Genomic DNA, 13,777 nt, shown 5'->3' with positions numbered 1-13,777 from the left:
GCGAAGATGCAGGTTGTCGCAAGCGGCCGCGCGAGACGCCCGAATGTGCCAGGACACATTCGTTGTCCATCCCCGAGTTATAATCAAGAACAATATAACTCCATAAGCAAATGATAATAACATCTATAAGACTATTTTTATTTGATTTTGCCGAAGAGATGATATATAATACATTATAGAAACAGAAAAGTTCACAAAAACGATTTGGAACCAGAGGGAAAATTGTACAAGATAGATGAATATATCATCGAGTATTAGTGGTAACCATAGTTGAGTGAGCTATTCAAACTTATATACATATCAGGAGGTATTATCTAATGAGCAAGTATGTTGACAGAGTTCTTGCAGAACTCAAAGAGAAAAACGCACATGAGCCGGAATTCCTTCAGACTGCAGAGGAAGTATTATCTACTCTGGGTCCGGTTGTAGATGCACATCCGGAGTACGAGAAGGTAGCTCTTCTTGAGAGAATGGTTGAGCCGGAGAGAACAATCGAGTTCCGTGTTCCGTGGGTTGATGACAACGGTGCTGTTCATGTAAACCGTGGCTATCGTGTACAGTTCAACGGCGCTATTGGACCGTACAAAGGAGGCTTACGTTTCGCTCCTTCTGTAAACCTGTCTATCATGAAGTTCTTAGGCTTCGAGCAGACATTCAAAAACAGCTTAACAACTCTGCCGATGGGCGGCGCTAAAGGTGGTTCTGACTTCGATCCGAACGGCAGAAGCGACAACGAGATCATGAGATTCTGCCAGTCCTTCATGACTGAGTTATATCGTCACATCGGACCGGACGTAGATATCCCGGCTGGTGACCTTGGTGTAGGCGGACGTGAGATTGGTTATCTGTATGGCCAGTACAGAAAACTTCGCGGTGCATTCGAGAACGGTACTATCACAGGTAAGGGAATGTCCTTCGGTGGTTCTCTGGTTCGTCCGGAAGCAACTGGTTACGGCGCTGTTTACTATGTAGAAGCTGTTATGAAACATGAGAACGATACAATCGAAGGCAAGAGCGTTGTTGTATCTGGTTTCGGTAACGTTGCTTGGGGTATCTGCAAGAAACTGGCTGAGCTGGGTGCTAAGGCTGTTACCCTGTCTGGTCCGGATGGATACATCTACGATCCAGATGGTGTTGTAACTGAAGAGAAGATCAACTACATGCTGGAGATGAGAGCTTCTGGACGTAACAAAGTTCAGGATTACGCAGACAAGTTCGGCGTACAGTTCTTCCCAGGTGAGAAACCGTTCGGCGTTAAGGCTGACATCATTATGCCGGCTGCTACTCAGAACGATGTTCGTATGGAAGAGGCTAAGAAGATCGCTGCTAACGGCATCAAGTACTACATCGAGGTAGCTAACATGCCAACTACCAACGAAGCTCTGAGATTCTTAATGGATCAGAAGAACATGGTAGTAGCTCCGTCCAAGGCTGTAAACGCAGGTGGCGTTCTTGTATCTGGTCTTGAGATGAGCCAGAACAGCGAGAGATACAGCTGGACAGCAGAGGAAGTTGATTCCAAACTTCATCAGATCATGACTGGTATCCATGATGGTTCCGCAGCAGCAGCTGAGAAATACGGCTTAGGCTACAACCTGGTAGCTGGTGCTAACATCGTTGGTTTCCAGAAAGTTGCTGACGCTATGATGGCTCAGGGTATCTGCTGGTAGTCAGTAGTTCCCCATACCATATGGAGTGAATGTATAAGTAATATAATTGCATAACGCAGTTACATAAAGAGACTGCTGATTCGGACAACCTGGCGACAGGAAGTCCGGCTCAGCGGTCTTTTTTGCGTAATAGGAAATTCCTTGGAATTCCCTATTACGCAAAAAGGCACTAACGTGCCAAGGAATAATTCTTACCTCCCACACATAAAATAGTAATGGTAATTTTTGACAGTCTATCTAAGACGTAAATGTTCAAGCAGGGAGGAGAATGAGAGAATGAGAAGAACAAAAAAGACGAAAAAAACGAGAATGCAGGGACACATGGCAGTAGCAATTTCCATGGCGATGACGGCAGGGCTGGCGCTGACGGGATGCGGCAGTACCGGAACGACAGGAGTATCGGCAGAGACATCTGCGGGAGGTAAAAATGAAGCCGGGAGGAATACTGCCGGTAACACAGCAGGCGGACAGGAAGAAAGTCAGAGTGGGGCTGGCGCTGCGCAGGTGACAGACACGAAAAAGGGCGGAAAGGATGGCGGAACCAGCCTCATTTTTACGACGGGAGGCGATCAGGGTACATATTATGGATTTGGCGGCGTGCTTGCAGGAAAGATAGGGGAATCGACCAGCACTTCGGTGACGGCGATCACATCGGGCGGTTCGCAGGCAAATATCGAGGCGCTGGATGCACATGATGCGGATTTGGGATTTGTGCAGTCGGATGTCATGGCATATGCCTACAATGGTACGAATCTCTTTGAAGAATATGGAAAAGTTGCTGATTTCTCGACCGTGGCGGCGCTCTATATGGAGCAGGTGCAGATTGTTACGCTGGATCCGTCGATTCAGTCGGTAGCCGATCTGGAAGGCAAAAATGTTTCGGTCGGCGCGGCGGGGTCAGGCGTCTATTATAATGCGGTGGATGTGCTGGGAGCATATGGATTGGATATCGAAAAAGATATAAATCCGACGTATCAATCCTTTGGGGACAGCGCAGAGGCGCTGCAGGATGGCAAGATTGATGCGGCATTTGTCGTAGCGGGTGCGCCGACGACCGCAATCACTTCCCTGGCAGCGACGAGGGATGTGTATCTCGTCAGCCTGGACGATGAGCATATGGATCAGCTGATTAAAGAATCGCCATATTACAGCAAAAACACGATCCCAGCGTCCGCGTATGGAACGGATGAGGATATCAGGACGGTGGCTGTCGGTGCGGTAGTAGTGGCGCGCGATGACGTTCCGGCAGAGGATATCTATAACTTCTGCTATGGCGTCTTTGAAAATATGGATTCCATCAAGGCGGCGCATGCGAAGGGAGCGGAGCTGAACCTTGAATTTGCCACTTCGGTCACAGCGGTTCCGTATCATCCGGGAGCAGCGGATTATTTCGCAGAGAAAGGGATGGAGGTGCCGGTGAAATAAGGGGGAAACCCAGAAATGAAGTGTGAAAGGGGGTTATACGAATGGGTGAATGGAAGGAAAAGAAAAACAGGGCACCAGATCTAAAATACCTGGAACGTGAAAGCCTGAAAAAGGGCGATTCGGACACAGGGACAGCTGCGGATGTTGAGTTAGTCATGAAAAAATATGACCGCGAGTCCAACACGCGCGTCTGGCAGGGGAAACCAGCATCGATCATCCGGTGGCTGTCGGTATTATTTTCCGTTTACAGCATTTATGTGACGCTTTTCAGTACCGCCTTGCCGGAAATCCGGTTGTCGATGTTTCTGGGAATGATTCTGATTCTCGGGTATCTGCATTATCCGGTTCAGAAGGGAGACGGACGCATCAACCATATGCCGTGGTACGACTGGGTTCTGATGGCAGTGGGGGCGGTTCCATTTTTCTATTTTGCGGCGAACGCGCATGCGATCATTAAGCTGGCGACGCGGGTCACGAAGAATCCGGTTATGGTGCTGATGGCGATTCTGGCGCTGCTCTCGCTGATGGAACTTTGCAGGCGTTGTGTGGGAATCCCGATTCTCTGTGTGGTCGGTGCGCTGCTTGTATATACATTTGCGACGGTGCGCTTTGGAAAGGTTATTTATGATTTATTTTACACGACGAGCGGCGTTATGAATACGCCGATCAATGTCTGTGCAAAATATATTGTGGTCTTCATCATTTTCGGGGCGTTTCTGGAACGGACGGGGATCTCGAATTTTTTTATCGACCTGGCGAACTGTCTCTGCGGTTCCTCGGCGGGCGGTCCGGCGAAGGTGGCGGTTATCTCCTCGGCGCTCTGCGGGATGGTATCGGGATCTTCGGTTGGAAATACTGTCACAACGGGTTCGGTCACGATCCCGATGATGAAAAAATGTGGTTACCGCCCGGAATTTGCCGGAGCAGTAGAGGCGGCTGCTTCGACCGGCGGGCAGATCATGCCGCCAATCATGGGCGCGGCAGCATTCCTGATGGCAGAATATATGGGCGTGCCGTATGCGACGGTGGCGCTGAAAGCGATTCTTCCGGCAGTGCTGTATTTTGCGGGTATTTATATCGCAGTGCATCTGGAGGCACAGAAACTGGGACTTCGTGGAATTCCGCGGGAGGAACTGCCGCAGATGCGGGTGCTGATGAAACAGATCTATCTGCTGGCACCGTTGATTGTGCTGGTGGTGCTGGTATCGACAAATACATTTACGATGCAGTTTTCTGCGTCGGTAGCGATCTTTGCCGCGATTGCGGTCGGTGCTCTGAACCGGAATAACCGGATCACGCTGAAAAAGATTGTGGATGCGCTGGAGGCAGGCGGACGCGGCACGATCACGGTGGCGGTTGCCTGTGCGATGGCGGGGCTGGTGGCTGGATGTATCACATCGACCGGTCTGGCATCGAAGCTGATCACGGCAATTGTGGCAGTTTCCCAGGGAAAACCGCTGATCGCGCTGTTCCTGACGATGTTATGCTGTATCGTGCTTGGCATGGGCGTTCCGACGACGGCAAATTACTGTATTATGGCGGCGACCTGTGCGCCGATTCTGATTGCACCGGAGATCGGGATCAATCTGGTCTGCGCGCATTTCTTTGTTTTCTATTTCGGAATCGTGGCGGATATCACACCGCCGGTGGCATTGGCAGCTTATGCGGGTTCCGCGATCGCGAAAGCGCCTCCGATGAAAACGGCGCTCAATGCGACGCGGCTGGCGGTTGCCGCTTTTATCGTGCCGTATATTCTGGCATTTAACCCGGCGATGGTATTCATCGACACGAATGCACTGCAGGTTGTGCAGATCTGCATCACCTCGCTGCTCGGTATCTTCGGGATTGCGGCGGCGCTTAACGGTTTTCTGTTTGGATGGCTGTCCGTTGTAGAGCGGCTGGTTTTGATCGTGGGCGGTCTGTGCATGATGGATCCGGGCGCATGGACGGATCTTCTGGGACTTGTGTTGGTTGGCGGTGTGACATTCTGGCAGAAGAACCATGGATTGGAGAAAGATGCGGAGACGGGTGTTGGATGAATGAATTTGCATTGCAGTTTACATAACGTGTAAACTGTGATGTGAAGTGTGTGTAAACGTAGACCGCACAGGCGCAGGCATGTGCGGTCTTTTGTGGCATAGGAAACTTCGTGCGGTTTCAGCAAGGTATGTTTTTTGTTTCCGGTGGGATGTTTGCAAACCAGAGGCTGTGAATCGGGCGGTAGCGAATCGATTTTAAGATAATTTTCACAAATTCACTCTGGAAATATCGGGTGGAATATGGTTAAATAGTCAATAGAGTTTTGCCACCCAAAAGAGTGTAGAAGGAACGGAAAGGAGAAATACCAGGATGGATGAGAATAAAGAGTTGGTAGAGACAATGGAGGACTATGCCGAGGAGCTGGAGGCGTCTTTCAAGCGTCTGCATGAGGGCGATATTGTGACTGGCACGGTTGTTGCAGTGACGGACGACCAGGTGCTGGTGGATTTGAAATATTTTGCTCAGGGCGTGATTGACCGTGAGAATCTGAGCAATGATCCGGATTTTAATATGAAAGAAGAGATTCAGCCGGGCGACCTGCTCACGGCAACGGTAATTCAGATCGACGACGGCGAGGGCAATGTCGTTTTATCCCGCAAGGAGGCGAATGACAGGATGACGTGGGAACATTTCCGTCAGCTGCTCGATGAGCGCACACCGCTTGAGGTTACTATTTCCGAGGTCGTAAACGGCGGTGCGGTTGCGATGGTGGAAGGCGTGCGCGGCTTTATACCGGCGTCGAGACTGGATGCAGCGTATGTCGAGGATCTGGACAGCTGGAATGGAAAGAAGATTCCGGTGCTGGTGATTGAGGCGGATGAGGAGAAGAAACGTCTCGTCCTGTCCGGCAGAGAGTTGGCGAGAGAAAAACAGGATGCGGAGAAGAAGAGCCGGATTGCGCGTTGTGAGACCGGCGCGATCATGGAAGGAACGGTCGAGACAATCAAGCCATACGGCGCGTTTGTTCTGCTGGAAAATGGCTTAAGCGGACTGGTACACGTTTCCCAGATGAGTAAAAAGCGCGTGGAGAATCCGGGTGCAGTCGTAAAGGTGGGACAGAAAGTGACGGTGAAAATCCTGTCTACCGCAAATGGCAAACTAAGCCTTAGCATGAAAGAGGTAGAGCCGGACGAAGCGCCGGAAGAGGAAGTATTTAATTATCATGAGTCAGGCGAGGCGACAACCGGGTTTGCTGAGCTGTTAAAGGGCTTTAAATTTGACTAAATAGCAGTAAAGGAGAGGGAAAATTGAATATCCCTGAGACGTATAATCAGCTTGACCAGTGGACGACAGTCATGTTTCTGTACAATTCTGCCCTGAAAGCGATTAACACGAAAATTGAAATTCTAAATAACGAGTTTATTCATTTATATAATTACAATCCGATTGAGCACATCAAATCGCGCCTGAAAACACCGGAGAGTATCGTCAAGAAGCTTAAACGCGGTGGACATGAGGTGACGATCCCGAACATGATTGAGCATCTGAGCGATATTGCGGGCATCCGTATTATCTGCTCGTTCAGCCCGGATATTTACCGGATCGCGGAGATGATCGCGCGTCAGTCGGATGTGACAGTGCTGGTGGTGAAGGATTATATCAAGAATCCGAAGCCGAACGGCTACAAGAGTTACCATATGGTTGTGACGATCCCGATTTATCTAAGCGATGGTCCGGTGGATACGAAGGTGGAGATCCAGATACGGACGATAGCGATGGATTTCTGGGCAAGTCTGGAACACAAGATTTATTATAAATTTGAAGGAAATGCGCCGGATTATCTGGAGCAGGAACTGAAAGCCTGCGCGGATATGGCGGATATGCTGGATAATAAGATGTTTTCCCTGAATCAGGCGATCACGAAGATTGCGGAGGAACAGGCGAAGGAGAAGGAAGCTGCGAAAGTGGCGGAGGAAATGAAGAAAGCAGAGCGGGAGGATGTGCCCGCGGGGAACGAGCAGGAGCCGAAAGACGGGAAACGGAGCGGGGAAGCTGCGTCCGGGAACCGGAAAGAAGCCGGAGAGTAAGAGACGAAGAAAATGAAGATACGCAGGCGGATGGGTGAGACAAAGCAGATTGTTCAGGTAAATGGGGGGAATATTCTGCTGTTTGAGCTGGCTTTCCGTTTGCTCACGCTGCCGCTTCTTTTGCAGGCAGTGGCGGCGCTGTTCCGGCTGTCGGTGCGCGCGTCTGGCTACAGTTATGTGACGGTCAGCAATCTGGTTTCCTACCTGCTGCGGCCGGTTACGATCGCGATTCTGGTTTTGATGGCAGCGATCCTACTGGTGGGAGTTTCCATCGAGGCGGCGGGACTTCTGGCGGCATATCAGGCGGCGGCACTCTCGCGGAAAATGAGCGCTTTTTCGATGTTTGCGGCAGGCATCCGTCTGACGGTATCAGAGATCCGAAAGCGGAATCTGAGGTTGTTTCTGGTGCTGGCGGTTCACGGCCTGGTGCTTCATTCATTTTTGATTTACCGGATGTTATGTCATGTGAAGGCGGTCAAATTTATCCTTCCAGCGCTTCTGGCGGAGAACTGGGGGCGGCTTTTACTGGTTGGCGTGATTGTTGGCGCGGTTGTGATTTCACTTCCGACGATTTTTATCTGTTTTGGCTGTATGCTGGAGCAGCGGTCGTTTCGGGGCGGATTTCTGCGAAGCAGGGAGCTGCTGCGCGGTAATCGGGTACAGGTAGTTGGGACGCTTGTTTTGTGCAATCTGGCAGTTACGGCGGTAACGGTGGTGCTCTATCTGATTGCGGTTGTGATTGTGGCGGTGTTTGCTGTCTGGTTTGCGGACCGGCGTCTGGAATTGATTCTGGTTTTAGAGGCGCGCGACCGGATCGAGATGGTTTTGATGCCGCTCATGAGCATCGCGCTGATGTCGGTCAATTATGGCGCATTGACGGTGTTATATGTGCAGCTGGACCGGAAACGTCAGAACAAAGAGCGCTGGAAGTTTGAAGCTGGCGAACATGCGGGTCTTCCGTGGATGAGCCGCCGCAACCGGATGGCGGCGCTGGCACTTCTGACGGCATTGAGCGCCGGAGCAATGTACGACGCTTTTTACCGGGGCAATGTGCTGGCGGCGGATCAGCTGAGGGAAGTGCAGCTCACAGCGCATCGGGGCGCATCGACGAGCGCACCGGAGAACACGATGCCTGCGATGGAGGCAGCGGTCGATCAGATGGCGGATTTTGCAGAGCTGGATGTGCAGGAGACGCGGGATGGTGTGCTGGTATTGTTCCATGACAGCACTCTGGAGCGGATCGACGGGACGCGGCGGACGATCCGATCGCTTTCCTGGGATGAGCTGCAGCAGGTAGATGCCGGTGGCTGGTATTCGGAGCAGTACAGCGGGACGCGGATTCCGAAGCTGGAGGACGTTATCGAATATGTCAGGGGACGGATGATGCTGAACATCGAGATCAAATATGCCGGCGCGTCGAGCGATCTGCCGGAAAAGGTCGTGGACTGTATCCGGGAGAATGATTTCGTGGAACAGTGCGTCGTGACATCGACGAGTCTTTCTTATTTAAAGCGGGTGAAGGCGGCGGATCCGGATATTTATACGGGCTATATCCTGTCGGCAGCATATGGAAGCTATTACGAGGATGATGCGATCGATTTTATCAGCCTGATCTCCAGTTCAGCGAACCGGAAGCTGATCGAGCGCGTCCATGCCTGTGGTAAGGAGGTTCATGTCTGGACGGTCAATAAAAAGAGTGAACTGGAGCGAATGAAGATGATCGGCGTCGATAACATCATCACCGACCGGCCGATCCTGGCGCGGGAGGTCATTCTGGGCGAGGAAAATGCGGAGAATCTGCTGGCGCGGCTGAGGGCGCTGCTGCGGTAAAGAAAGATTACAGGAAAAATAAAAATCAGGAGAAAAACATGAGATTTGTACTACAGAGAGTCAAACACGCGAGTGTAAAGGTAGACGGCGAGCTGATCGGCTCGATCGGCCGTGGATATATGGTGCTGATGGGCGTCAGCGACACCGACACGGAGGAAATCACCGACAAAATGGTGGATAAAATGTGCAAGCTGCGTATTTTTGAGGATGAGAACGGCAAGACGAACTGTTCGCTGGCGGATGTGGATGGCGAGATCCTGCTGATCAGCCAGTTTACTTTGTACGCGGACTGTAGCCACGGAAACCGCCCGGGCTTTACGGGTGCGGGAAATCCAGAACTGGCGAACCATCTTTACGAACACGCGCTGGCGCGCTGCGCCGGACAGGTGCGGAAGGTCGAGCACGGTATTTTCGGGGCAGATATGAAGGTCGAGCTTTTAAACGATGGACCATTTACGATTCTGCTGGATAGTGATACGATAGTGAAAAAGAAATGATTTGCAAAAGGAGGAAGGATATGTCAGTAGCGAAAGAACAGAGAGAAAAACTGATCTGGGAATTTCCTAATATTGGAAAGAAAGCCCCGGAGCAGGAGGAAAAGGCATTTGCATATTGCGAGGGATATAAGGAGTTTTTAAATGCGGCAAAGACCGAGCGCGAATTTGTGCGCGAGGCGGTGCTCCGCCTGAAAGAGGCTGGTTATGAGGAGTTCGAAGAAGGAAAAATCTATCAGCCGGGCGACAAGGTATACCAGATCAACCGCAAGAAAGCGCTTCTGATGAGCACGTTCGGAAAACGTCCGCTGGAGGACGGCGTCCGCATTAACGTGGCTCACATCGATTCCCCGCGCCTGGATCTGAAACCGAACCCGCTGTATGAGAAGGCAGAGGCGGCATATTTCAAGACCCATTATTACGGCGGCATCCGCAAATACCAGTGGGCGACGATCCCGCTGGCGATGCACGGCGTTGTGATTTTAAAGGACGGCACCTCGATGGATATTTGCATCGGCGAAAAAGAGGGCGATCCAGTCTTCTGCGTGACCGATCTGCTTCCGCATCTTGCCGCACAGCAGAATGAGCGGAAACTGAAAGACGGCATCAAGGGCGAAGAATTAAATATCATTGTTGGATCCCTGCCGTACCCGTGCGAGGAAGAAGACTCGATCAAGGAGCCGGTCAAGCTGCTGGCGCTGTCGATCTTAAATGAACGCTTCGGCATGACGGAGAAGGATTTCCTGCGTGCAGAGATCGAATTTGTGCCGGCAGTAAAAGCAACGGATGTCGGTCTGGACCGCAGCCTGGTCGGCGCTTACGGACAGGATGACAAGGTGTGCGCGTACACGGCACTGACCGCAGAGATGAAAGTCAAGTCCCCGGAATATACGACTGTTACGATTCTGGCAGATAAAGAGGAGATCGGTTCCGTTGGAAATACCGGCTTAAATTCCGATTTTACCCTGCATTATATCGAGGGACTGTGCAAGGCAGGAAATGTGGATGTCCGCAAAGTGCTGAAGCATTCTCTGTGCCTGTCGGCGGATGTCAATGCGGCGTATGACCCGACGTTTGCGAGCGTATTTGAAGAAAAAAACTCCTGCTATCTGAATAAGGGTGTCGTTTTGACGAAATATACGGGTGCGCGTGGCAAATCCGGCAGCAACGACGCGAGCGCGGAGACGATGGCGAAAGTGATCCAGATCATGGATGAGGCAGGCGTATACTGGCAGATCGGCGAGCTGGGCGCAGTAGACGTCGGCGGCGGCGGCACGGTTGCCCTGTTTGTGGCTGGCATGGATGTAGATGTTGTGGATATGGGTGTTCCGATTTTATCCATGCATGCCCCATTTGAGCTGGCATCGAAACTGGATATCTATAATACATATCTGGCATTTGCAGCATTTTGCAGCTAAAAAACAGCCAGAAAATTCCGTCAGGAAAGACAAAACGTTTTTTTCTGGCGGAATTTTTTATCAAATAATTCATATCCGGTTTCCTTAAATTGGGAAAAGTGATGAACTATGAAAAAAGAGTTGCTGAAAATATAAAATATTGAAAAATCGCTTTTGCGACAGGCTGGTTTGTGGTATGATGATTGGTAAGACATACGTGCAGATATATCATATGTGCGTTTGAAAGCCAGGTGCCGGATGGCGCAGGCAGGAAATTGAGAGATAGAGGACGACTAAATGAAGAGATGGAAAATAGCAGGCATCTGTCTGGCGGTTGCGGTAGCAGCAGCGGCATCTGGATGCGGAAAAAAGACAGGGACTGAGACGACCGCAGCAGAGAGCACGGCAGCAGAGACAGAGGAGTATGTCGCAGAGAGCAGCGTGAAGCTGGGCGAGTACAAAGGCATCGCTGTGACCGTGACCGAGGCATCCGTGACGGACGAGGAAGTAGAAAACCAGATTCAGCAGGTGTTGAATTCAAAGGCCGAGTACCGCGAGGTAGACCGGGCAGCTCAGATGGGCGATCAGGTCAACATTGACTATAAGGGGCTTTTAGACGGCGAGGCATTTAAGGGTGGTACCGCTGAAGGATATGATTTGACGCTTGGATCCGGCAGCTTTATCGATGGATTCGAGGATGGGCTGGTCGGCGCTGTGAAGGGCGATCAGAAAGACTTAAACCTGACCTTCCCGGATTCGTATCCGAACAACCCGGATCTGGCAGGTAAGGAGGTTGTATTTGAGGTAACGGTCAATGCGGTCAAGGAGCGCTCCGTTCCGGAACTGACGGATGAGTTTGTTGCTTCCGTATCACCGGATGATGGAACCGTGGAGAAATACCGTGAATCCACCCGTGAGAACCTCTTAGAGCAGAAACAGCTCTCGATTGACAATCAGAGAGATACGGATATTCTGAATGCGGTTGTGGACAATTCAGAGGTTGTATGCTCGACTGCATCGATCGACGAGGCATATGATACACAGTTAAAGGCATACACCAACATGCTATCCTCCTACGGCGTCGATCTGGCGACCTATGCGGGCATGATTGGAAGCGATGAGGACAGCTTCAAGCAGGAGATCCGCCAGGAAGCCAAGGAAATGGCGAAACAGTCCCTCGTTTTAAATGAGATTGCGAAGCAGGAAAATATCACGATCGACGATTCGGACAAGGAAGCACTGGCGAAACGCTACGGCTACGAGAGCCTGAAGACGATGCTTCAGAATGACAACATCGATCAGAAGATGGTGGACGATACGGCACTGATGCAGAAGACACTTGATTTTCTGGTAGAAAATGCCAAGATCACCGTCAGCACTGAGGAGAACAATGCGGCGCTGAATACAGAAGCAGCCGAGGACGAGGCGGAGTAGAAAGCGTCTCATAAAAATACAGATAAGGGGATAGACATATGCAGATTTTATACGACAGAATCCGTAAAGATGGAATCGTAAGAGCAGGAAATGTATTGAAAGTGGATCGTTTCCTGAATCACCAGATGGATATTCATCTGTTCCAGGAGATCGGCAAGGAGTTTAAACGCCGTTTTGAGAGTGAGGAGATCAACAAGATCCTGACGATCGAGGCGTCGGGTATTGGTATTGCCTGTATCGTAGCCGAATATTTTGATGTTCCGGTTGTATTTGCCAAGAAAACAAAGACGAAAAATATTGCCGGAGAAGTGTATACAACGAAGGTTGAATCGTTTACCCATGGCACTGTATATGATATTATTGTGTCCAAGGAGTTCCTTGGAAAAGGCGATAAGGTTCTGGTTATCGATGATTTTCTGGCAAAGGGCAAGGCATTAGACGGTCTGACCACTTTGATTCAGGATTCGGGAGCAGAATTAGTTGGTGCGGGCATTGTCATTGAAAAAGGTTTTCAGGACGGCGGCAAACGCATCCGTGATAAGGGCATCCGCGTTGAGTCACTGGCGATCGTAGACAGCATGAATGCAGAGACCGGGGAGATCATATTCAGAAATGAAGATAAATAAAAAAGCATTGTTTTTTGATATTGATGGAACATTGTTTAGTGAAAAATTAAGGCAGGTACCGCAAAGCGCGGTGCTTGCCTTAAAAAAAACAATGGAAAAGGGAAATTTGACATTTATTAATACGGGGCGGACCTGGTGCCAGACGTCCAAAATCCGGGAGGAAGCGCCGGTAAACGGGCTGCTCTGTGGCTGTGGTACCTATATTTCCGTGGATGGAAAGACACTCTATGACCAGAGAATTTCGCCGGAACGGGCGGAGAAACTGAAAGAGGATATTCTGCGGTTCCGGATGGATACAGTGATGGAGGGCGTGGACGCCTGCTTTTTCCGGCCAGATGGGGTGCAGACCGAAACGATGCGGGCGATCCGCTCGATTCTCGACCAGAGCGGCTCGGTTTCGGCGAAGAACTGGTCGGATCCGTCCTTTTCGATCAGTAAATTTTGCGTGGCAGTCGGAGCAGACAGTGATCCGGCGGGATTTTTTGAGACACTTCGGGATTTTGAGGTGATTGACCGGGGCGGCGGCTTCTATGAGTGTGTGCCGATGGGGCATTCTAAGGCGAGTGCGATCGAGTGGATTTTGAAGCAATATGGGATCGCGCTGGAGGACGCGTGGGTCTTTGGAGACAGCATGAACGATCTGTCGATGTTCCAGTATGTGCCGAATGCGGTTGTCATGGGAAAACACGATGCCGGGCTGGAGTCGTATGCGACGTTTACGGCGAAGACCGTGGAGGAAGATGGGATTTACCGGGCGATGGAAGAGCTGGGGCTTTTGTAAGAAAGCAATGGTTTGGTGTTTGATATATATGTATAAAGAGTGAAATTTGTGTG

Annotated in this window: 11 protein-coding genes; all 11 read left to right on the top strand. The window is 50.7% G+C overall.

From position 1 onward, the window contains the following. The first annotated feature begins 317 nt into the window (after positions 1-317). The 11 genes from gdhA (at position 318) to DWV73_RS07030 (ending at position 13,724) form a co-directional block, all read left to right on the top strand. Entirely contained in the window at positions 318-1,670 is a 1,353-nt protein-coding gene (gene gdhA / locus DWV73_RS07080; RefSeq protein WP_117796258.1) for an NADP-specific glutamate dehydrogenase, read from the top strand. 276 nt (positions 1,671-1,946) lie between these two features. Further along, positions 1,947-3,095, top strand: coding sequence for a TAXI family TRAP transporter solute-binding subunit (locus DWV73_RS07075; protein ID WP_242995766.1), 1,149 nt, complete (start codon positions 1,947-1,949; stop codon positions 3,093-3,095). A 41-nt stretch (positions 3,096-3,136) separates the two neighbouring features. After that, a complete protein-coding gene (locus tag DWV73_RS07070; RefSeq protein WP_181986226.1) occupies positions 3,137-5,134 on the top strand; it encodes a TRAP transporter permease in 1,998 nt (665 codons plus the stop codon). Positions 5,135-5,444: 310 nt separating this feature from the next. Then, entirely contained in the window at positions 5,445-6,359 is a 915-nt protein-coding gene (locus DWV73_RS07065; protein WP_117796257.1) for a S1 RNA-binding domain-containing protein, read from the top strand. A gap of 71 nt (positions 6,360-6,430) precedes the next feature. Next, positions 6,431-7,162, top strand: coding sequence for a GTP pyrophosphokinase family protein (locus DWV73_RS07060; protein ID WP_333491423.1), 732 nt, complete (start codon positions 6,431-6,433; stop codon positions 7,160-7,162). A gap of 12 nt (positions 7,163-7,174) precedes the next feature. After that, a complete protein-coding gene (locus DWV73_RS07055) occupies positions 7,175-8,992 on the top strand; it encodes a glycerophosphodiester phosphodiesterase family protein (RefSeq protein ID WP_117796255.1) in 1,818 nt (605 codons plus the stop codon). 38 nt (positions 8,993-9,030) lie between these two features. Continuing rightward, positions 9,031-9,489: a D-aminoacyl-tRNA deacylase gene (gene dtd / locus DWV73_RS07050; RefSeq protein WP_022359969.1), complete on the top strand. Its 459-nt coding sequence runs from the start codon at positions 9,031-9,033 to the stop codon at positions 9,487-9,489. A 20-nt stretch (positions 9,490-9,509) separates the two neighbouring features. Then, on the top strand, positions 9,510-10,904 hold the full coding sequence (locus tag DWV73_RS07045) for an aminopeptidase (RefSeq protein WP_117796254.1): 1,395 nt from the start codon (positions 9,510-9,512) through the stop codon (positions 10,902-10,904). Positions 10,905-11,180: 276 nt separating this feature from the next. Beyond that, positions 11,181-12,317, top strand: coding sequence for a trigger factor (gene tig / locus DWV73_RS07040; protein ID WP_107000635.1), 1,137 nt, complete (start codon positions 11,181-11,183; stop codon positions 12,315-12,317). A gap of 38 nt (positions 12,318-12,355) precedes the next feature. Then, positions 12,356-12,943, top strand: coding sequence for a xanthine phosphoribosyltransferase (locus DWV73_RS07035; RefSeq protein WP_117796253.1), 588 nt, complete (start codon positions 12,356-12,358; stop codon positions 12,941-12,943). Beyond that, positions 12,900-13,724, top strand: coding sequence for an HAD family hydrolase (locus DWV73_RS07030; protein ID WP_242995765.1), 825 nt, complete (start codon positions 12,900-12,902; stop codon positions 13,722-13,724). The genes DWV73_RS07035 and DWV73_RS07030 overlap by 44 nt, the downstream gene beginning before the upstream one ends. Positions 13,725-13,777 lie beyond the last annotated feature (53 nt).

It is taken from the genome of Clostridium sp. AF12-41 (genome assembly GCF_003461685.1).
In the GTDB taxonomy this organism is placed as follows: Bacteria; Bacillota; Clostridia; order Lachnospirales; family Lachnospiraceae; genus Otoolea; species Otoolea fessa.
The sequence above is the reverse complement of the archived record's forward strand: the minus strand, read 5'-3'. Positions and strand labels throughout refer to the sequence as shown.

Excerpts from the sequence above, each read along its gene's own strand:
- DWV73_RS07075 (WP_242995766.1), top strand. The coding sequence starts at position 1,947 with ATGAGAAGAACAAAAAAGACGAAAAAAACGAGAATGCAGGGACACATG.
- DWV73_RS07070 (WP_181986226.1), top strand. The coding sequence starts at position 3,137 with ATGGGTGAATGGAAGGAAAAGAAAAACAGGGCACCAGATCTAAAATAC.
- DWV73_RS07045 (WP_117796254.1), top strand. The coding sequence starts at position 9,510 with ATGTCAGTAGCGAAAGAACAGAGAGAAAAACTGATCTGGGAATTTCCT.
- dtd (WP_022359969.1), top strand. The coding sequence starts at position 9,031 with ATGAGATTTGTACTACAGAGAGTCAAACACGCGAGTGTAAAGGTAGAC.
- tig (WP_107000635.1), top strand. The coding sequence starts at position 11,181 with ATGAAGAGATGGAAAATAGCAGGCATCTGTCTGGCGGTTGCGGTAGCA.
- DWV73_RS07030 (WP_242995765.1), top strand. The coding sequence starts at position 12,900 with ATGCAGAGACCGGGGAGATCATATTCAGAAATGAAGATAAATAAAAAA.
- DWV73_RS07055 (WP_117796255.1), top strand. The coding sequence starts at position 7,175 with ATGAAGATACGCAGGCGGATGGGTGAGACAAAGCAGATTGTTCAGGTA.
- DWV73_RS07035 (WP_117796253.1), top strand. The coding sequence starts at position 12,356 with ATGCAGATTTTATACGACAGAATCCGTAAAGATGGAATCGTAAGAGCA.
- DWV73_RS07060 (WP_333491423.1), top strand. The coding sequence starts at position 6,431 with ATGTTTCTGTACAATTCTGCCCTGAAAGCGATTAACACGAAAATTGAA.
- gdhA (WP_117796258.1), top strand. The coding sequence starts at position 318 with ATGAGCAAGTATGTTGACAGAGTTCTTGCAGAACTCAAAGAGAAAAAC.
- DWV73_RS07065 (WP_117796257.1), top strand. The coding sequence starts at position 5,445 with ATGGATGAGAATAAAGAGTTGGTAGAGACAATGGAGGACTATGCCGAG.